The sequence below is a fragment of the Formosa sejongensis genome (assembly GCF_033447105.1).
Taxonomy (GTDB): domain Bacteria; phylum Bacteroidota; class Bacteroidia; order Flavobacteriales; family Flavobacteriaceae; genus Formosa.
In genome coordinates this window covers 228982-248638 of record NZ_JAWQUN010000004.1, presented here as the reverse complement: position 1 = coordinate 248638, position 19657 = coordinate 228982, and the positions used below count along the sequence as shown (strand labels likewise).

Annotated in this window: 17 protein-coding genes; all 17 read right to left on the bottom strand. The window is 33.2% G+C overall.

Features of this window, described 5'->3' with window-relative positions:
* Positions 1–79 precede the first annotated feature (79 nt).
* A complete protein-coding gene (locus tag R6X41_RS06840) occupies positions 80–1534 on the bottom strand; it encodes a CotH kinase family protein (protein ID WP_318498687.1) in 1455 nt (484 codons plus the stop codon).
* A gap of 157 nt (positions 1535–1691) precedes the next feature.
* Positions 1692–2690, bottom strand: coding sequence for a metal-dependent hydrolase (locus tag R6X41_RS06835; protein ID WP_318498685.1), 999 nt, complete (start codon positions 2688–2690; stop codon positions 1692–1694).
* A gap of 238 nt (positions 2691–2928) precedes the next feature.
* On the bottom strand, positions 2929–3693 hold the full coding sequence (locus tag R6X41_RS06830) for a hypothetical protein (protein ID WP_318498684.1): 765 nt from the start codon (positions 3691–3693) through the stop codon (positions 2929–2931).
* A 149-nt stretch (positions 3694–3842) separates the two neighbouring features.
* Complete coding sequence (locus R6X41_RS06825; protein ID WP_318498682.1) at positions 3843–4598, bottom strand: LytR/AlgR family response regulator transcription factor; 756 nt, start codon at positions 4596–4598, stop codon at positions 3843–3845.
* 5 nt (positions 4599–4603) lie between these two features.
* A complete protein-coding gene (locus tag R6X41_RS06820) occupies positions 4604–5635 on the bottom strand; it encodes a sensor histidine kinase (RefSeq protein WP_318498680.1) in 1032 nt (343 codons plus the stop codon).
* Positions 5636–5784: 149 nt separating this feature from the next.
* Entirely contained in the window at positions 5785–6183 is a 399-nt protein-coding gene (locus R6X41_RS06815) for a DoxX family protein (protein ID WP_318498679.1), read from the bottom strand.
* Positions 6184–6818: 635 nt separating this feature from the next.
* Positions 6819–8162: an Lcl C-terminal domain-containing protein gene (locus R6X41_RS06810; RefSeq protein WP_318498677.1), complete on the bottom strand. Its 1344-nt coding sequence runs from the start codon at positions 8160–8162 to the stop codon at positions 6819–6821.
* Between the two features lie 101 nt (positions 8163–8263).
* Complete coding sequence (locus tag R6X41_RS06805; RefSeq protein WP_318498675.1) at positions 8264–9865, bottom strand: carbohydrate-binding domain-containing protein; 1602 nt, start codon at positions 9863–9865, stop codon at positions 8264–8266.
* A 299-nt stretch (positions 9866–10164) separates the two neighbouring features.
* Complete coding sequence (locus R6X41_RS06800; protein WP_318498673.1) at positions 10165–11385, bottom strand: ABC transporter permease; 1221 nt, start codon at positions 11383–11385, stop codon at positions 10165–10167.
* A 2-nt stretch (positions 11386–11387) separates the two neighbouring features.
* Entirely contained in the window at positions 11388–12134 is a 747-nt protein-coding gene (locus R6X41_RS06795) for an ABC transporter ATP-binding protein (protein ID WP_318498671.1), read from the bottom strand.
* Positions 12135–12138: 4 nt separating this feature from the next.
* Entirely contained in the window at positions 12139–13380 is a 1242-nt protein-coding gene (locus tag R6X41_RS06790; RefSeq protein WP_318498670.1) for an efflux RND transporter periplasmic adaptor subunit, read from the bottom strand.
* Between the two features lie 11 nt (positions 13381–13391).
* The gene (locus R6X41_RS06785; RefSeq protein ID WP_318498668.1) at positions 13392–14723 is read right to left on the bottom strand and encodes a TolC family protein; all 1332 of its coding nucleotides are present in this window, start codon (positions 14721–14723) and stop codon (positions 13392–13394) included.
* A gap of 205 nt (positions 14724–14928) precedes the next feature.
* On the bottom strand, positions 14929–15942 hold the full coding sequence (locus R6X41_RS06780) for a zinc-binding alcohol dehydrogenase family protein (protein ID WP_318498666.1): 1014 nt from the start codon (positions 15940–15942) through the stop codon (positions 14929–14931).
* Positions 15943–15953: 11 nt separating this feature from the next.
* Positions 15954–16247: a putative quinol monooxygenase gene (locus R6X41_RS06775; protein ID WP_318498664.1), complete on the bottom strand. Its 294-nt coding sequence runs from the start codon at positions 16245–16247 to the stop codon at positions 15954–15956.
* 512 nt (positions 16248–16759) lie between these two features.
* Positions 16760–17377 (bottom strand): hypothetical protein, encoded by a 618-nt coding sequence (locus R6X41_RS06770; RefSeq protein WP_318498662.1) that lies wholly within the window; start codon positions 17375–17377, stop codon positions 16760–16762.
* Positions 17378–17485: 108 nt separating this feature from the next.
* Entirely contained in the window at positions 17486–18616 is a 1131-nt protein-coding gene (locus R6X41_RS06765) for a restriction endonuclease (RefSeq protein WP_318498661.1), read from the bottom strand.
* Positions 18609–19301: a hypothetical protein gene (locus R6X41_RS06760; RefSeq protein WP_318498659.1), complete on the bottom strand. Its 693-nt coding sequence runs from the start codon at positions 19299–19301 to the stop codon at positions 18609–18611. The genes R6X41_RS06765 and R6X41_RS06760 overlap by 8 nt, the downstream gene beginning before the upstream one ends.
* Positions 19302–19657: the final 356 nt, after the last annotated feature.

Sequence of the window (19657 nt, the reverse complement as noted above, 5' to 3'; positions counted from 1 at the left end):
TAAAATATTTCACATAAAAAAGCCAGTTATTCAAGTAATAACTGGCTTTAAATTTTATACCTGATTAAAGGACTTTAGACTAATTATTTAAATAAGAATTAGCGGTTGAAGCACGTTCTAAAACATGATTATTTAATTCATTTATTGCTATTTGAAAATCTGCACTTGAATTTAAAAATGTAAATCCTTCTACTTCTGTTGTTGCGTAAGGTTCTACTAGAGCAGAATACGTTGCATATTTCGCTTGAATCGTACTGGTGTTAAACGCATTGTCTATGGTTTCCTGAACATACGTATCGTATTGTGTTTTATAGGTTTCATCGGCATACATATACCCTATTAACGGCCATTGACTATCATTTAAATTTGAAAAATCTAAAGCTAAAGCACCTTCAGCATTTCCGCGTTGCAAGGCTTCATTATTATCCCATGGAATCCACGATAAACGTGCTGTATCTGGATTGTTGTATAAGAAATAATTATGTGTCATTCTTCCGTAAGTATCCCAATTTTGGATTACTGTATTCACAGCTAAATACTTTAAAAACGTATCTGTATCTAAAATAGTCTCTAATTCCGCTCTCCAAGCTTCTGGATCTGATGCTCTATTGTCGGCATGTAAGGCAGCAAATAAGGCTTCAATATCTGTAAAATCGGCATCATCTTCATTCGTTTTCTTAACAAATACATCTTCAGAAAAAGTTCCTTCTGCAAAACTTGCGCCATCGCCATCAGGCTTATATAGGTTTCCATCATTATCTGAAAACTGTGTATCGATAACCGTATCATCTACCTCTTCAACCATAGTATATACACCAAAATATTCTGGACCATCACCATGATCTACATAAACGGTATAGAATGCAGTATGAGAAACTGCTAAACCAGCATCCCTAAACACATCGGCTGCTACTTTTTCTCTTAACATCGATTTGTCGTTATAGTTATTTTTTAAACTCAGTTTCTTAAATCCGTAAAAACGTTGATTATCAATCTGAGGATAATCGTCTTCATATTCATCGAAATCTAATTTAAAAGATAATTTTAAAATTCCTGCAGCCCAACTTGATTGTAAACTTGAGTTTCCTTTAAAACGAACCCCTACACGGTACCATTCTTTACCATTATAAAATACTTCGGCAGGTACAAAAATAGGATCTTCATCTATTTCTTCAACTTGTCCACCTCCTCCATTTCCAGGGCCTCCGGGACCACCAGCACCTCCTCCAGAAGTAGCACCAAACGTACCATAAAGCGTTGTCATATCTGTTAACATACTATCCCAACGTGCTTCAGTAATTACGATATCTATACGTTTCACTGCTTCATCTTCAAACACTTCATCAAAATTAGGATCGGCACTTTTACTGTGGGTTTCCGTGGTCCAATCTGTAGCTTCAAAATCAGCATCATCTATTATAACATCTGTACCATCATCAATTTCAGTTTCATCTGTAGTTGTATCATCATCTGAACACGAATACATAAAGACTAATTGAAAGGCTATTAGACATACTAAACTTACTTTTTTCATTCTTAAATACTTTTACACGTTGTTATTATGACTCAAATGTCATCAATAAAATAGTACCGAATTCTTAAATTAAGTGAAGTGTTCTAAGTTTTCTGTGAATGCCGAATATTGACCTTTAAAACCATTTTAAGATTTAGTAGAATATATAATTTGAAGTCTAATTTCCTTTAATACGTTGCCATAAGTCACCCATAAGTCGTTTGGCATCATCTCGATTTTTAGGGGTTTCTATAAAGTTAATATTACCGTTTTTATCTTTTTCAATCTTATATTGAAACACAAAATTATCGGCATTGGGCTCCATACTAAGCGTTCCAAAACGTAAATCGTTAAAATACAACGTGTCTTCAATTTTCGAAATAGTATACCAACCTTTAGAAATCTGAATCATGCGTTTTACCTTTTCATTATCCATTAATTCTCCCAGATATTCATGATGCTTTGGGTAGCTATTAAAACTAATGGGCTTGGTATCGAAAAACGAATAATGACCAACTAAATAGGCGTTCTTAGTATCGACATTGGCAATCCATAATATCGTATTTAATGGTGATGGCCGTGTATCTATTTCTGAATACGATACCTTTTGATCCTGTAATTCGGCTTCAAATTTATTAAATGCAATGCCCTTTAAAACAAGCGTTATGAGTAAATAGGATGAACTTAAGATTAGTCCCCAATTATTAAACGCGCTCCGTTTTTTAGACGACCGATGTTGAAACATAGCCAAAATTAGAAACACTAAAAAAGGAACGGTATATAACGGATCGATTACAAATATGTTTTTATAAGCAACACGCAAATCTAACGGCCAAAATAATTGCGTGCCCCAAGTGGTGTGGGCATCTAAAAGCGGATGTGTTACAAATGCCCAGAAAAACAACCACGACCAGCCTTTAACGTTCTTATAGCTCTCATATCGCGATACAATCCATCCAAAAATAGGTGCAAAAATAATTGAAAACAATATAGAATGTGTAAATCCTCTATGGATTTCAAGAGCGCTAACTGTATCTGTAACATGAGAAGCCAAAACATCTAAATCGGGAATTGTACCTGCAATTGCACCATATAACATGGCTTTATTTCCAATTTTTCTGCCAAGAACGGCTTCGCCAATAGCGGCACCTAAAACGATTTGCGTAAGTGAATCCATAAGTTTGCAAACATAACTGAAGTTATAGATATGACCTCAACGATTCTCAAATTTATATTTTGCAGGCCCTGTCTTGGTAATTATCAGTGTTTATTTTTTTACAACGATTAAAAGAACTTCGACTTCGCACTGGATAAACCAAGCTAAAAACCTAGGCTTACGAAACTTTATATTAGTGTATCGTAAGCCTAGGTTTTATAACTGTGCTTTTATAAGAATTGATTGTTTTACAAGACTATTACATCGGTGCTTCGAACCAAAAATCGATTCCAGTAGGTCCTTTCGAATCTCCATCATCTGATCCTTGCTGACTTTGTGATGATCTACCACCGCCACCTCCTCCACGGCCTCCAGAACCTCCACGGCCTCCGCCTCCGCCTTCAAGACTTTCAGTAGGACCCGATTTTTTACCTTTTTCAGGCATTTCCGTTTTTACTCCAATTTTTAATTTAGAAAAATCACTTTTAGACTTCTCCTTTAATTTGGATTTTGGTATCGTTAATTGATACGTTAATATCCCCGTTTTTTCATTATACCCATAAACAGCTTTAATGTCTAAACTGTTTAATAGCACATTAAAATTATTTGTTTTATCGAAAAAAATATATTCAGCTTCTTCAGGAAAATCTGTACTCACTGCTTTCTTTATATTTTTCTTTATTTGATTAACCTCAGCTTCCGTTTGAAAATCATCTGTACGACTTCCTTTCGGTTTCATTTGCATATTGATTGGCTCCAGCGGATATTTCACAGCGACATCTTCCTTGTCTTTCCCTTTTAAATCGAAAAACACAGTCACGCCATGATGTAACATAGTCATGATCGTTTTGGTATCTTGAGTACTGATGTCAACCATAATATAACGCTCGTTATCGGTTACCTTATAATTCACATTTTCATTGGCTATACTAATAGTATCGGCAACTAAATATCCATTTTCTGGATGTGCATAACTTGATAATGTGATGCAACATAAGATTAAACCAAACAGTTGAGATTTCATAAAACAATAATTTTTAATATATATCATGTAAAAGTATTCTTATTCAGTTTACTTTTAAAAAGATATAGACTAATTCCGTAATTCGATCTACGAACTCGAATATTTTGAAGATGTAAATATTTGAATTTGGAATAAAAACGAAGCCTCTTTTAACTATTCAAGGAATTTTGATTAATGAACTCTAAAAATTTAGGCTTGTATTGCTCGGAAACTGTAATGCGCTGATTGTTTATTAAAATCTGGCTACGCTCTACAACTTCAATATTTTTTAAGGATACAATAAAAGAGCGATGCACACGCATAAAGTCTGAACTCGGTAATTCTTCTTCCAAAGATTTTAAACTCATTAATGTTAAAATGGGTTTCGGATTATCTTTTAGCCAAATCTTGATATAATCTTTTAAGCCTTCAAAATATAAGACATCCGAGAGTTTGATGCGTAATTGCTTGTATTCTGATTTCACAAAAAGAAACTCTTTTTTTTCTAAAAATGGACTTGCAGATCCTATTGTGGCTTCTGTGTTTTTTCCATGTACCAAATCGAACCAGGTTCTGGCTTTATTTGCTGCCGTTAAAAACTCGGCATAATCGAAAGGTTTTAATAAATAATCTAAAGCTTCAACTTTAAATCCTTCAAGAGCATATTGATCGAAAGCCGTAGTAAAAATAATTCGGGTGTGTTTAGGTACCATTTTAGAAAACTCTAAACCTGTCAAGTCTGGCATTTGAATATCTAAAAACAGTAAATCAACCGTTTCATCTTGTAAATATTCCATGGCTTCAATAGCACTACCACACTTCTTTTTAAGCTCTAAAAACGGCGTTTTTTCAACATAACTTTCAACTAAATTTAGAGCCATAGGCTCATCGTCTACAATTACACAACTTAGTTTTAAAGTATCCATATCGTTTAGGTTTCTATTTGTAAATCTACTAAAAATTGACCGTCTTTAACTTCTGTTTTAAATACATGTTTATCAGGATACAATAATTCTAAACGTTTTTTAAGATTTTGAAGTCCTATTCCAGAACCACTTTTATCTGTGGTTTGTTTTGGAAAATTATCGTTTTCAATTGTAAATCTTACCGTTTTATCTTCAGTAGTCATATCTATTTTAATATGACTCTCTTTATTTGCGGACACACCATGTTTAAAAGCATTTTCTATTAATGAAATAAATAAAAGCGGTGCAATTTGAATGGTCTGTAAACCCGAAGGAAACTGTGAAACGACTTGTGTTTTATCGGAAACGCGTAATTTCATGAGTTCCAGATACTTCTTCATAAAATCGATTTCCTTAGTTATAGGCACCATTTCAATATTTGTTTCATACAATAAATACCGCATCAACTTACTTAAACTATGGATAGTAGATTTTGCCTGCTCTGGAGAAATATCGACCAAAGAATAAATGTTATTCAACGAATTGAAAAAGAAGTGCGGCTGTAATTGGTAGCGTAAATGTTGTAATTCTGATTGTAGTTTTACATTAGCGGCTTCCTTACGTTCTGCTTCTGTAGTGACCCAACGCTTAGTTGTTTTTAAGGCAATAGAAAATAATAGTGGCGCGATATACGATAACGCTTGCATATAGATAAACATTTCAATAGGTGGCTTCCCTTCTTCTTTTCTATTATCTCTCTGTAATAGCGCATCAAAAAACGTAGCTCCAATTTGCTCTTTAAGCGCTAAGAATAAAGCAATACATACTATATTTATAATGATAAATTGTATCGTTTTTTTTGCAAATAGAAACTTATCTATGAATATGAAATAATTCAGATAAAAAATCAGAGCATAAAATGCCAACGGCACCCAAAAGCGAGCAGCTATACGATCTATATCTTGCTCCTGACCATACGATAGAAAGTAAGGCATACTAAACAACACCAACCAGACTAGTAGATGTGAAAAGATATTTATGTTTTTGTTTTTATACATTAGTTTTAATTATAAGAATAATTGATTCTTTAAAGTTTTTTGGTCCTCCTAAAGCTCTTTAACTTATTAAAGGCCTCTCAAAAATAGCATTTACAAACTAATTATTTAGCTAGATTATTTTAACTTAATTAATATAGTTACTAATGTATTTAATCCAAAGCATGTTTTGTTGACAGTGCATATTTACCCGCACCAGAAAAACACAACGCTATAGCAGGCAAGGTAAACAGTAAAATGAGCTCTATCGCTAAACCACCTGTCTTAGATAATTCGAATAGATTTCCTGCGTGTTTTAAATATAAAGCAGTCAGCATTCCAAAGACAAAAACTACAGATGCCAATCGTGTTCGCCAACCTATCAAAATAAGTATCGGAGCGATCAATTCCGTAATATAAACGCCATATGCCATTAGTTCTGGTAAGCCTGCATTGGCTAGCATATTCTGAATACCATCTAAATGGTTAATCTTGGCAATACCATGGAACAACATTAAACCTCCCACGGTAACTCGTATCAGTAACAAAGCAAAATCTGTATCTTTTTTCATTTTTATAATTAGTATTTTTAATAAAAGCATTCATGAATCTCTGATTTCAGGATCTCATGATTCCAAATGTTAATCGAGCGGAGTCGAGATATGGCTCAAAAAGCTTTCGACTCCGCTCAAGCACCCTATACATTTATATCTGCGTTGTTAATCAACAAAGTCTATAAATCTTGATTCTTGTATCTAACAGCGCAGCGGTCTCACATCTAATATCTAGTTGTTTTATGTTCTATACTTGAACATGAAGGTTATCGAGCGGAGCCGAGATATGGCTCAAAAAGCTTTCGACTCCGCTCAAGCATCCTATACATTTATATCTGGGTTGTTAATCAACAAAGTCTATAAATCTTGATTCTTGTATCTAACAGCGCAGCGGTCTCACATCTAATATCTTGTTGTTTTATGTTTTATACTTGAACATGAAGGTTATCGAGCGGAGCCGAGATATGGCTCAAAAAGCTTTCGACTCCGCTCAAGCACCCTATACATTTATATCTGCGTTGTTAATCAACAAAGTCTATGAATCTTGATTCTTGTATCTAACAGCGCAGCGGTCTCACATCTAATATCTAGTTGTTTTATGTTCTATACTTGAACATGAAGGTTATCGAGCGGAGTCGAGATATGGTTTATTATTACTTCACATTTCTTACCAAACGCACATAGTTATAATAACGTTCTCCACCTTCACTTGCTGGTCCGTTTTCATGTTTTGTATCGAATCGTACTGCTCCTGCACCGTGAAAATCTAAACCTTCATTATTTACAGCGCGTCCGAAAGACACATACCACGCATAGTAATACGGTTTTCCTTTTTGAAAGCGTGCAGATGTACTCGTCCAAAAATAAGGATAGTCTAAAACGCTATTTTCATTCGTGATTTCTGAGGTATTAAATATGGGATTTATTGCGGGTCCTTCTTTTAATATATCTTGAGCTCCCGGTGCATAATCATAATCTACTATTCCCTGTAATTCTTTTACATTTGGCAATCTCCAATCCGAATAGCCTGCCAGTTCTGAACCCTCTGCATATGCTAAAGCATTTTTCCAATCTAAACCTATTTCACTATCCGTTTTAGACCACATTAAGCCCGTTGCTTGATCTGAAATGGTTTCATCGTTATTATCGACAAAATCATTAGTGCCATAGACAGTACCACGGACAGCACGCACATGTTTTAACATCGGATTTCCTGTTGGACGCTCTCCATTCCCTGGAGGAGGTGGTCTATTACCATCACGTTTCTCTCCTTTTGGACCTTCAGAATTTTCATTAGCAACGTCTTCTGCTTTTTCACCTTGAGGTCTTTGATTTCCTGGAGGCGGACCTTTACGATCTCCCATGTCTTTTGGTGCTTCTCCTGGATATGCTTTAATATGACCCGTTGCATAATTTACACCAAAAGCAGCTGTATAACCACCTTCTTCTGTATGACCAACATAGGCATTATCTGCCCAATACTGTTCACTTTTATCGACATGTTCGTTATTTACTAATGAAAAATAATCTGTGTTTATATAGGGCCAACCCGTACTAAAATCACTAATAGAATACAATTCTTTAGCGGTTGGCAGTCTCCAATCGTCGTAACCTCCGAGTTCTAAATTTTCAGCATATGCTTTTGCACCTTCCCAATCAAATCCTTCTGATGTTGGAATCTCTTCCCACATCAATCCAGAGTTTTTATCGGTAATGGTACCATCTCCATTTTTGTTGTAAGTCATCAGGTTTCCGTTTAAGTAATTCCCATCTTGACCATAAAACGGATCTCCTGCTTTTAAGTTTTCTAAGAGTTCTCCGTCTTCGCCATATGTTTCAACCTGACCAGTTGCAATTTGTAAGTAGTTACTCTGACGCATATTGGTGCTGTTTTCCGTGTTTTTGCCTTTGTTATTCTTACACGATTGTAAGATAAAACCCGTTAATAAGGCAAAAATGAATATCCGTGTAATGGTACTGATTTTTAATGTTTTCATAATTTTAAAATTTATGGTTTTACATGGATTCTACTTTACAGTTCTCACCAATCTCACATAATTATCTATGTGTTCTTCTTTTTCGATTGCTGTTTCGTCATTTACCTTGGTCCTCCTGCTCCTGCTCCACCTTCTCCTGTTGGTCCCATTTCACCTCCAATTTGCGTCACTGAACTATTTGTTGTAAAGGAATTACCCGAGTCTATTCCACCACTATAAGTTCCAGACGTGTATAATCCGTTGATTTCAGTTCCATTGCTTACACTACCTCCTGTGTAGATCGTATACGTTTTATCGGTTTCTAATTTTGCATTGGAATATATAATTGTGACGACACTATAAGGCACTTCATACGTAAGTGCTTCCGTACCATCTGCTGATTGAATATTCAATAGCTGGTTTGCACTAACACCATCAAAAATAACGGAGTTTTGTGTGCTTTCACTCTCCGTTGGAAATGATGTATTTAACCCCAATCCTAAAATGGTTCCTCCGGTAATTTTAAAGGTGTTAGCATCACAATCAAAACTACCATCTGGCTCATCAGTTCTAGTGGCTATGGCAATGGTTGTTCCACCTGTAATGGTAATACCTTCGTTACTATCAATAGCATCATTTTTTGTAGTATAAACATAGATATTTCCTCCATTTATGTATAAAATTCCATTTGCATTAATACCATCATCATATGAATTTATATTTATTGTACCGTCATTAATAGTCAATATTCCTTTTGCTTCTATCCCTTCACCTTCGGAATTGTTTATCACAAAATCACCACCATTTATAGTGACATATGGTGTAATAGAATCGTCTGGTTCTTCCTCATCATCAATATCATACGAGGCTACAATACCATCATCCACAGCATTTATATTAAACGTTCCATCGTTAATAATTATATAGCCCTCTTCGCAATCCATTCCATCGCTATCCGCAGTTAAATTAAGTGTACCTCCATCTACAATAATATAATCGTTGGTGTGTATAGCATCGGAGGCTGCTTTGGTTACTGTAATGGTTCCACTAATAACTCTTACATAATCATCACTTGCAATACCATGCTTGTAGTTTCCTGCGACGTTAAGGGTTCCAGAACCACTAAAAACCAATTGTCCTTCACTAAAAAATGCTGCTTTTGCATCTTCGTCATCAGGGATGTTGTTATAACTTGATGCATCGGTTAAGTTATTGGTACCTTCCAATATCACAAAACTCGTTTTTGAAGATTGAATATTAATGGCAGGACCATCTGTATTGGTAATACTTAAATCATTTAGGGATAATTTGAATTTTTTATCGCTATATATTTTTAACATCCCATCTGTTGTTGTACCAGATACCTCGTAAGCCACTTCGGAGATAGTCGAATTAATAATAACCTCAGAGCCGTTTTGCGTAATCACCACATCCGAAGGAACAGGATTTGAAACTGTAGACATGTTCTCTGAAAACACAATTTGCACGGTATTTGAAAAAGTAGCATTTTCAACTACATCATCTTCATCGGCACCTGTGTTATTGGTATCTCCTTCAGGCGTACCAGATACATTAGTATTCGTTATTGTAATATCTTCTGATAGTGTAGTTTCATCATCAGAATCATTATCGGTATTACATCCTATGACTAATGTCATTAATGAGAATAGCAAGAAAAATATACCCAAATAGTTTACTCTATTTTTTAGTGTTACGTTCTTCATTTTTTCTAATTTTTAATTGTATGATACAAAGAACTGATAAAGTGGCTATATTTAAAACTATAATCTACGATTCGGGTTATTTCATCTACAAACGAGAACATATTCAAAATAAGGGCATTAAAGAGGTTTAAAATAGGTTTAAGACTTTCAAAAAAAAGTAAAAACAAAAAGGACCGACCTATAATTTAGGACGATCCTTTTTGACTGAATTATTGTAATAATTGACTACTTAACTGTTCTTATAATCACACATCATTTTTTATTCGAATATTAGCATCAACTGTTTATCTTCTTGTCCTCTATTCGTAACGTAAAGCTGTAATTGGGTCTAAAGCTGATGCCTTACGTGCTGGATACCATCCGAAGAAAATACCTGTTACAGCACAAACAGCAAACGAAATCACTATGGAATATAGCGCGACACTCGTCGGCCAATTCAAGAATTTCTCAATGAATACTGTGGAGGTGAGTCCTAAAAGGACGCCTAAAGCACCACCTGTAATACTTATTAAAATAGCTTCTATTAAAAATTGCATTAAAATATCAGCTCCTTTAGCTCCTACAGCCATTCTTAATCCAATTTCTTTGGTCCGTTCTTTTACTGAAACGTACATAATATTCATAATTCCAATACCTCCAATTAATAACGAAATACTTGCTACAGCTACTAATAATAAAGTTAACATCTCACTTGTAGAACTAAAAGTAGAAATAAGCTCTTCCATAGACTGTACACTAAAATCGTCTTTACTTGGATGAGGTATTTTATGTTGTACTCTCATAATTTCTGAGACTTCAGTAACAGCATTTGGCGCATCGTCTTCACTTATTGCCGAAGCCATAATTTGACTGATATAATCAATAGCCAAAATACGTTTTTGTACGGTTGTATATGGTGCAATAACCACATCATCTTGGTCTTGACCAAAGGTGTTTTCTCCTTTTACTTCTAATACACCAATCACTGTAAATGGAATATTATTAAAACGAATCATCTGTCCAATAGGATCTTGCCCATCAGGAAACACATTGTCCACGACCGTTTGCCCAATAAGTGCCACTTTAGAAGCCGTTTGTACTTCGGAATCTGTAAACATACTGCCGCTTTGCAAATCAACTACTTTAATTTTGAGATAATCTGGATTTACGCCATAAATAGTACTTGGCCAGTTATTGGAACCGTTTATAACTTGTCCGCTACCATTTACCAATGGTGTTGCATAACTTAAAAAGGTGGCTTGATCTTTAATGGCTTCATAATCTTTAAGGGTAAGTGATTGCATCTCACCTGCACTTGGCCGAACTCCACTACTTGAAGTAGACGCTGGCCTTATAGTAATAATATTAGAACCCATAGCCGAAATACTTTCGCGAATGCTTTCTTTAGAGCCTTCACCTATAGCTAACATTGCAATTACAGAAGCTACCCCAATAATAATCCCCAACATAGTAAGCAAAGTTCTCGTTTTATTGAGAATAATTGCTTTCATCGCTATTTTAAATAAGTTTAATACTCTCATAATTAATCGTCTTGTTTAGGTAATTTTGCCAATTCAGCAGCAGCAGATTTGATGTTTTCATTCTTATAATCTTTAATTACATGTCCATCTTTTAATACTACAGTTCTACTACTAAATGTTGCAATATCATCTTCGTGAGTTACAAAAGTGATGGTAATACCTTGTGTTTTATTTAACTCTTGAAACAAAGACATGATCTCGTAAGACGTTCTCGTATCTAAGTTCCCCGTAGCTTCATCGGCTAGAATCATCACGGGATTGTTTACCAACGCTCTGGCAATGGCCACACGTTGCTGTTGTCCTCCAGATAGTTGTGACGGTGTATGATCCAAACGTTCGCCCAAACCAACCATTGTAAGTGCCTTTATAGCGCGTTCACGGCGTTCGCTGGTTGAAACCTTGCTATTGTATAACAACGGTAATTCTACGTTTTCTATAGCTGATGTTCTTGCTAATAGATTATAAGATTGAAAAATGAATCCTATCTTTTCGTTTCTAATGGTTGCCAGTTCATTTCTACTAAGGTCTTTTACGTTTATACCGTCAATTTCAAAAAGTCCAGAAGTAGGCTGGTCTAAACACCCTAAAATATTTAACATGGTACTTTTACCAGATCCACTAGATCCCATGATGGTAACAAACTCACCTTCTTTTATACCAAACGATATTCCGCGTAAGGCATGAACCGTTTCGGTTCCCATCGTAAATTCGCGTTTTAAATCTTCTATTTTTATGATGTCTTTGCTCATCTTATTATCTTTTTCCGCCACCACCTCTTGATGTTGTTGGCATAAATGGACTTTCGCTTTTATCTGTTGTTTTTGTTCCAGAAGCACTTACGCCTTCTAAGCTATATACTAATTTGTCACCTTCAGAAATTCCTTCTAAAATTTGAACGTTAACGCCATCACTTGCTCCTAAAGTGACTTCTTGAGATTTTATTTCTCCATTGCTACTGTAAACCCACACAACGCTACCTTTGTCTTTATATGTTGGTCTTTCTGTTGATCTTTCTGTTGATCTTTCATTTGTTTGTTGTGCCGTAAGATTTTGTTGTTCATTATAAGCGGTTAATTCTTGGCGCGTTGGCTTAAAGTTAATGGCTTTGGCTTCTGTTGTTAACACATCTTTTAATTCTAAGGTGTAAATAGAAATGATAGCTGTTAAACCTGGTTTTAATTTTAAATCTGGGTTATCTGCTTTAACCACTACCGTATAGGTTACCACATTTGAGGTTACCGTTGGGTTTAATCGTACTTGGGTAACAACGCCTTCAAATTCTTCTCCTAAATAAGCATCAACATTAAAACTAACACGTTGCCCTTCTTTTACCTCTCCTATGTCTGCTTCATCAACATCAGCTTCTACCTGCATTTCTTTTAAATCTTGAGCAATTGTAAACAAGGTTGGTGTACTTAAACTAGCAGCAACTGTTTGTCCTTCATCAATAGCTCTAGATAAAACAACTCCATTTATTGGCGAATAAATATTAGCATATCCTAAATTTGTTATGGCAGATTGTAAATCTGAATAACGTTGAGTTACGGTTCCTTTTGCAGTTTCATAATTAAAAGTAGCTTCATCAAAATCAGATTGACTGATTACTTGGTTGTCAAACAACGATTTTTGTCTGTCGTAAATCGTTTTCAAATAGTTTCTTTGACTTACTGCATTATCATAAACTGCTTGAGCTTGTATTTTAGAAGCATTTAAGTTTGTTTTATCTAATTCTGCAATTAATTGTCCTTCTGTAACTACACTGTTATAATCTACATAGATTTTTTCTACAACACCAGAAACTTGCGTTCCTACTTCTACTTGTGTAATGGGTTCAATCGTTCCGGTTGCCGTTACCGATGTGGTAACATCTCCTTTTTTAGCAACTACCGTTTTTGCTTCTATTATAATGGCATCGTCGCCTTTCATAAAAGAGTATCCTACAATAGCCAATACAACGACTACAATGCTTATAATGATGATTTTTTTATTTTTCATTTTCTTTTGAATTAAAGTTTGATATCGTTTCCTTGATAAAATTGTAAAAGTTGGTGGTATAAAATATTTAAATATTTGGCTTTAATATAATCTTGCTGAGCAGCTGTATATGTATTTTGATTGATGATTAAATCGGTAGTACTTAAAGCGCCTAATTCGTATTTAGTTGTCGCCAAATTATAAGACTCTAAAGCCGCCTCTTGAGAAGCCTCTGCTGCGAAAAGTTGCTCCTGTGCCGAGAGTCCGTTTTGATAGGCCGTTTCCACTTTTCTGTAAATCTCTTTCTCTGTGAATTGTTTCTGAATTTCGGAACGCTCAATATTTATCTTAGCTGTTTTTACTGCCGATTTTGTTATATTTCGATTAAAAATCGGGATAGACAAATTCAATCCTACTTTCTGATTAAAATTTATATTTAGCTGCTCGGTAAAATTAACATCTGAAATACTTGTATATCCAGAGCCCACACTTCCTATTAAAGATAAGGTTGGCAAATACCCACCTTTAGCAATATCTAATTCCTTTTCATTTATAGAAATATCTATATCACTAGCAGCCATTTCTGGTAAAACCTCTAAAGCTTTATCATAGATCATCATTTTATCCTTTTCTAAATTTACAATATCCATATCACCTTCAATAGGCTTTATTTCAATCGTATCGGTAGGGCCAAGTTCCAATAACTGTTTAAGCGCAATAATATATTGTTGATAGTTATTCTTTGCAGTTATTACATTATATTTATTAGTAGCCGCCTGTGATTGCGCCTCAGTATAACCGTTTAAAGCTATCGTTCCAGCATCTAATCGTGCTTTTGCACGCTCTACTTCTTTTTCTGAAGCAATTAAATTGTTTTCAGCTATTTTAATATCTTCCTCAGCATATAAAATTTGAAGATAGTTTTCTAGAATACCTACGGTGATGTCGTTCTTAGCCGCTTCAATTAAAAACGTATTCTGATCTACAATAAGTTTATTCTGCTTGATTTTATTTGTAAGCTGACTCCCTTGATATACCGTCATGGAACTACTCACACCTAAATTAGAAGAGTAAATTTGATCGGTTACATAATCGCTAGTAATGGGATCAATCGTATTCCCATTAGAAAAATTCTGAGACGCACTACCAAATAAATTTGGTAATCGCAAAGACTTCGCTTTATCGTAATCGACTTCCGATATATCTTTATTCAACCCTGCATCTTTTACAGTCAAATTATTTTCTACTGCATAATTTATACAATCTTGTAAAGACCATATTTTAGGTTGAGTAATAGAATCATTTGTTTGTCCTGAAACTATTATCACACTAAAAAAGCATAGTATTTGTAAAACAATTTTCATTTTTTGAGTGTATTTTTATTTAACACTTCAAAATTGCGACTATATAAGCGTTCTATATAATAGAATAGAAGTTTGCCGTTGTTTGCTATACAAAAGCGGTGTTTTTATCGATGAGAATTTTTAGGATTTCTAAAAAAACTTAAAGACACAAAAAAGCCTTAGACGATTGCTAAGGCTTAAATTGTAACACAATTGAATATAAATATTAAAACACAATCACCGTTTTTCCAATACTCTTTCCTGATTCTTGTAAGCGATGTGCTTCTTTTAGATTCTCGACAGTAAAGCCTTTTAAGGTTGTTGTTAACGTAGATTTTAATGTACCATCATCTAATAAATCGGCTATTTGATTTAAAATATCATGTTGCTTTTCAATATCGTCTGTGGTGTACATAGAACGTGTGTACATAAACTCGTAAGAAAATGTCACACTTTTATTTTTCAGTAGATTTAAATCTAACGGATTAGTACTTCCTGTAATAGATACAATATGCCCTTGAGGTTTTATTATATCGGCTGCTAGTTCCCAATAGCCTTCTAAGTCGACAAAGTCTAAAATATAATTGACTTCTGGGTGACCAATCTTCTGTAATTCTTCTTTTAAATGATGATGATTTACTACAAAATCTGCTCCTAAATCGGTACACCATTGTACAGAATCTTCTCGAGATGCCGTTGCGATCACGGTTAGATTGGTTAGTTTTTTAGCCAATTGAATCGCAATAGACCCTACACCTCCAGCACCTGCCAAGATAAGAACCGTCTTCCCTTTATCGGATTCTGGATTCACTTTTATACGATCGAATAGCGTTTCGTAAGCGGTTAGCGTTGTTAATGGCATGGCGGCCGCTTCGGCATGAGTGAGCGCCTTAGGTTTTTTCCCAACGATGCGTTCATCGATTACCTGATATTCGGCGTTACATCCATCCTTTGTAATATCGCCTGCATAATATACCAGATCTCCAACTTTAAATTTAGAGGTCTGATCGCCTACTGCTTCTACAATACCAGAGGCATCCCAACCAATAATTTTAGGAGTATCCAACACCATGTCTTTTGCCGCATTTTGTCTGACTTTAAAATCGACTGGATTTACAGAAAGGGCTTCTATTTTAACCAATAACTCAAACCCTTTGGGTGTTGGTTTTTCAGTGTCGAAAGCCATAAAACTATTTGCTTCTGATATTGGTAATGATTGTTTAAATCCTATAGCTTTCATCTTGATTTGGTTTAAGAAAGTGTCGTCATTTTATTTACAGCAAATTCAATAAGTTTAGCATGTGTTGCAGCTGTAAACGTCTTAAAATGATCTGTTTCTAAATGTTTTTCAAGGGCAGTATCGTTTTCCCAATTTTCGTAAACCACAAAGCTATTTAAATCGGTGTTATCTTGAAGTAAGGTATAATTAATACAGCCTTTATCTGTTCTTGAAGACTCTACTAATTTTAGAAGTTCATCTTTTATAAGTTCCGTGAATTCTGTTTTCGCTAGAATTTTAGCGATTATAGTTAATTGATTTTTCATTGTGTACTTTGTTTAGAAATACAAAGATAAAAGGTTAAACGGATTTAAGTTTTCCTACTGAATACTTATGCTTTTTTTAACGCCCTTTTGAGTAAAATACCGTGTAGCTAAATTAAATTGACTTATAAAAAGGATATTCGCTTTTACAAAAACAGGAATCGCAATTAAAATGAATAATGTAAATGATAAGAAAAACATGACCAATATAACTTTTGAATGGTTTTTATAACAGCTACGGTTAGCTTGTATTAGAACAGATGTTGTTTAAAGAATTAAAACACGATTAATCTTTTCTTAAATATTAATCGTGTTCATTTTTTTCATTGATAAAAAACCCTTCGACTACGCTCTTGATAAACCAAGCCAAAAAAATCTAGGCTTACGAACTTTTATCTAAATTTTTCGTTCACCCAAAAACAACACTTTTTTTTAAAAGCTTTTTCTCAATTCCTGAGGAAACCTTAGATTGAATATCAAAAAGATTAACGTTCTAATCGAGTTTTGTTTGGAATTCAATATTTCATTTCATTTAATAATAATTCTAATTCCATTTCATTATCTATTTCCTCTCCAATTAGATTAAGATTATCAACCATTCTATCTCTACTATTTAAACTACTTATAACCATTGGGAATGCTTCACCAATATTTAAGCAAATAATGTATATAATTCCTGATAATAAATTTTTTTCAGATAAAGTGTTAGGGATTTTATATTCAATATTTTCTTTTGAAAAGAAAGATTCATTTTTAATTCTAAAATTATGGACTAATAATTGATTTCTAAAAGCTAATAATCCACTCCACTTATTAATTCTTTTAATACCTGCTTTATTTTTCTTTTTTACTTTTAATATTATTTCTTTATCTACTTCAGGTAGTTCATAAACATTGAAAAAATTATGGTATTCATCAAGAAAAGAGCAGAATAGAATAATTGAATAGTTTGCTAGTATTGCACCTGCTGATCTTTTTAGATTGAAGCTTTTATCAAAAAAATTATCTAATTTAATATTTTCTAGAATTTTTTGATTTCTTTCAATTTCATTTAGACTTTCTATTGTTAAATGAATTTGAGTTTGAAGGTGAAACATAGTTTTTAAAGTGTTTCTTAATTTCTCATTCTCCATTTATTCTCGTTTAACTTTAGAAATTATTCAAAACAGTTTAGTATTAGATTTTACTTAAGTAACTAAATTAATAATAAACCGAAAATATATAAAATGTTAATTTATGGTTTAATTATGCTCATTCAAATCATTTAATATTTTTTTTGCTTCCTTTATATCAATTCTTGCTTTCGTACCGTGTTTCTCTAGTAAATGTAATAAGTTACCACCATTAAGCAAAGTTAAAGGTTTGCCTTTTGCAAAATTATATGAATCTGAACCATAGTCTGAAGTTGTAACTAATATACCTTTATTAGCACCTTCATTCATTACTGTTCCGTACAAATCACGAACGGCAGCTACTCCCACAGTATTAGTATATCTTTTGGCCTGAATAACTATTTTTCCACCTCTAATTGGGTCAGAATCAAATGCAATTGCATCCACACCTCCATCTCTACTTGCTTGTGTAACTTTTACTTGACTACCATTGTTACTAAATTCTTTTTCGAATAATTCTCGAATTAAATGTTCAAACTCTTCCCAGTTCATTAAAGCAAGATTTGTAGTATCATCAAAATCAACATTTTTTGAATCTACGAATCTTTTATCCGAATCCAAAGATGTAATAATAGGTTGTATTTCACTTAAACTGCTTAACTTACTACTTCCGATTCCTTTTAAATTACGGAAACATAGTTTTGGATCTACATTTTCCAAATTCATGTATATCAGTTCTTCTTTTTTTACCTGAAGTGATAAAATACATTTTTCACCTTCAATGCCTGTTGCTTTATTAATAGATTTAACCCAGCCATTAAAAGAAACCGCCTCTAAACAATTTATATAATCAGAACTAAATAATTCTTTAAGAGATCTTAAAGTTATTTTGTAAATAATTTGGTCGAATAGAATGTCTTTTTGTTTTTCGGAAATGTGTTTTTCTTTGATTTCATTTTGAGATGCTACAAAAGAAATACTTTTTAAAGTTGATATATATTTAGGTGCGGGAAGATAATAATCTACTACTAATATTTTATTTTGAGGATTATATTCACAATAAATTTCTTTTTTAAATAAAAATGGATAATCTGAATTTTCTAATATTAGCTTAGTGTAATTATTTATTGAATAATTTTTTTTAAGTAAATAATCTTGCTTTAATGAATTAACTTCAAGATTATATTCATCTTGTTTCTGTTGAAATGATTGCTTTCTTTGCTGCCATTCCTTTTCTTTTAGAAGGGTATCATTATCCATTTTCTTCTAATATTTCGTTTATGACTGAATTATCAATTTGTTTTGCATCATATACAGCTTGTAAGAAATCTTGAGAATTAAAAAAATCTTTATTTTTTAAAGCCCTAATATCATTTCGATTTAATTTTAAACCATTTTGAATTAAAAATTTAATAAAACCAATTGTTCTACCTCTATCTACTAACCTAATTATAGGATAAAATGAATCCGAAACATCTAAACCTCTATCAATTAAAAATTTTAATTCTTCAATATTTTCTGGACCATTATAATACATGTTTTTTAAGAAGTCCCTATTTGAAATATTCAAATAGTTTACAAATTCTATTTGCTTATATTCCTCGCTTTCTTCCCAAGCTATTTTTAATTTTTCTTCTTTAATTCTAATTTGTTCTAAATCTTTTTCTTTTTCAATTCTTGGATTTACTTCATCAAATGTAGATTTACTCTTTAAGCTATCTATAAAAAACTCAAAATTAAAGTCTTGATTAATATCTTTTAGTATATGGTCTAAATCATGGTTAAACTCTGATAATTTAAGATTAATTACTTTGACTTTATTTTGAATTTCTATTTTTTTTGCTTGCTTACTTTTTATGGTTAGTTTTAAGCTATTTGAATAATCATTATATTCTAGTATACTTTTTAAATCATCTATTCTTTCTAAAATATTGTTTACTTTCATTTTTTTTGAATTCAGATGTGTAGTTATGCTTTATTAGATTTTGGATAAATTATTGTTAGTTATTTTTTTAAACTTACAACTAACTATTATATATAACAAGCATACGTCTTATCTATCAAATATAACTTATATATTTTTTATATTAAAACACCTCCCTATTCTTTGGTCTGCATCCAGTCTACTTCGCATCTCATTCGGTAAAAACCACATTTTTACAAAACATACTAAAAGGGTACTCGAACAAAACCTGAACAAGACCCGAACGAAGCCCCCTATAATACAGAATATTGTGGCAGGAGTAATCAGGATGTTTCAGCATGTGTCAATTTGTGTCACGACGTGTCACCATGTATCAG

Bases quoted from the DNA above. Each gene is read 5' to 3' on its own strand.
- R6X41_RS06765 (WP_318498661.1), bottom strand. From the start codon at position 18,616: ATGGATAATGATACCCTTCTAAAAGAAAAGGAATGGCAGCAAAGAAAG.
- R6X41_RS06830 (WP_318498684.1), bottom strand. From the start codon at position 3,693: ATGAAATCTCAACTGTTTGGTTTAATCTTATGTTGCATCACATTATCA.
- R6X41_RS06835 (WP_318498685.1), bottom strand. From the start codon at position 2,690: ATGGATTCACTTACGCAAATCGTTTTAGGTGCCGCTATTGGCGAAGCC.
- R6X41_RS06800 (WP_318498673.1), bottom strand. From the start codon at position 11,385: ATGAGAGTATTAAACTTATTTAAAATAGCGATGAAAGCAATTATTCTC.
- R6X41_RS06795 (WP_318498671.1), bottom strand. From the start codon at position 12,134: ATGAGCAAAGACATCATAAAAATAGAAGATTTAAAACGCGAATTTACG.
- R6X41_RS06840 (WP_318498687.1), bottom strand. From the start codon at position 1,534: ATGAAAAAAGTAAGTTTAGTATGTCTAATAGCCTTTCAATTAGTCTTT.
- R6X41_RS06760 (WP_318498659.1), bottom strand. From the start codon at position 19,301: ATGAAAGTAAACAATATTTTAGAAAGAATAGATGATTTAAAAAGTATA.
- R6X41_RS06790 (WP_318498670.1), bottom strand. From the start codon at position 13,380: ATGAAAAATAAAAAAATCATCATTATAAGCATTGTAGTCGTTGTATTG.
- R6X41_RS06815 (WP_318498679.1), bottom strand. From the start codon at position 6,183: ATGAAAAAAGATACAGATTTTGCTTTGTTACTGATACGAGTTACCGTG.
- R6X41_RS06780 (WP_318498666.1), bottom strand. From the start codon at position 15,942: ATGAAAGCTATAGGATTTAAACAATCATTACCAATATCAGAAGCAAAT.
- R6X41_RS06775 (WP_318498664.1), bottom strand. From the start codon at position 16,247: ATGAAAAATCAATTAACTATAATCGCTAAAATTCTAGCGAAAACAGAA.
- R6X41_RS06810 (WP_318498677.1), bottom strand. From the start codon at position 8,162: ATGAAAACATTAAAAATCAGTACCATTACACGGATATTCATTTTTGCC.
- R6X41_RS06805 (WP_318498675.1), bottom strand. From the start codon at position 9,865: ATGAAGAACGTAACACTAAAAAATAGAGTAAACTATTTGGGTATATTT.
- R6X41_RS06785 (WP_318498668.1), bottom strand. From the start codon at position 14,723: ATGAAAATTGTTTTACAAATACTATGCTTTTTTAGTGTGATAATAGTT.
- R6X41_RS06770 (WP_318498662.1), bottom strand. From the start codon at position 17,377: ATGGAGAATGAGAAATTAAGAAACACTTTAAAAACTATGTTTCACCTT.
- R6X41_RS06820 (WP_318498680.1), bottom strand. From the start codon at position 5,635: ATGTATAAAAACAAAAACATAAATATCTTTTCACATCTACTAGTCTGG.
- R6X41_RS06825 (WP_318498682.1), bottom strand. From the start codon at position 4,598: ATGGATACTTTAAAACTAAGTTGTGTAATTGTAGACGATGAGCCTATG.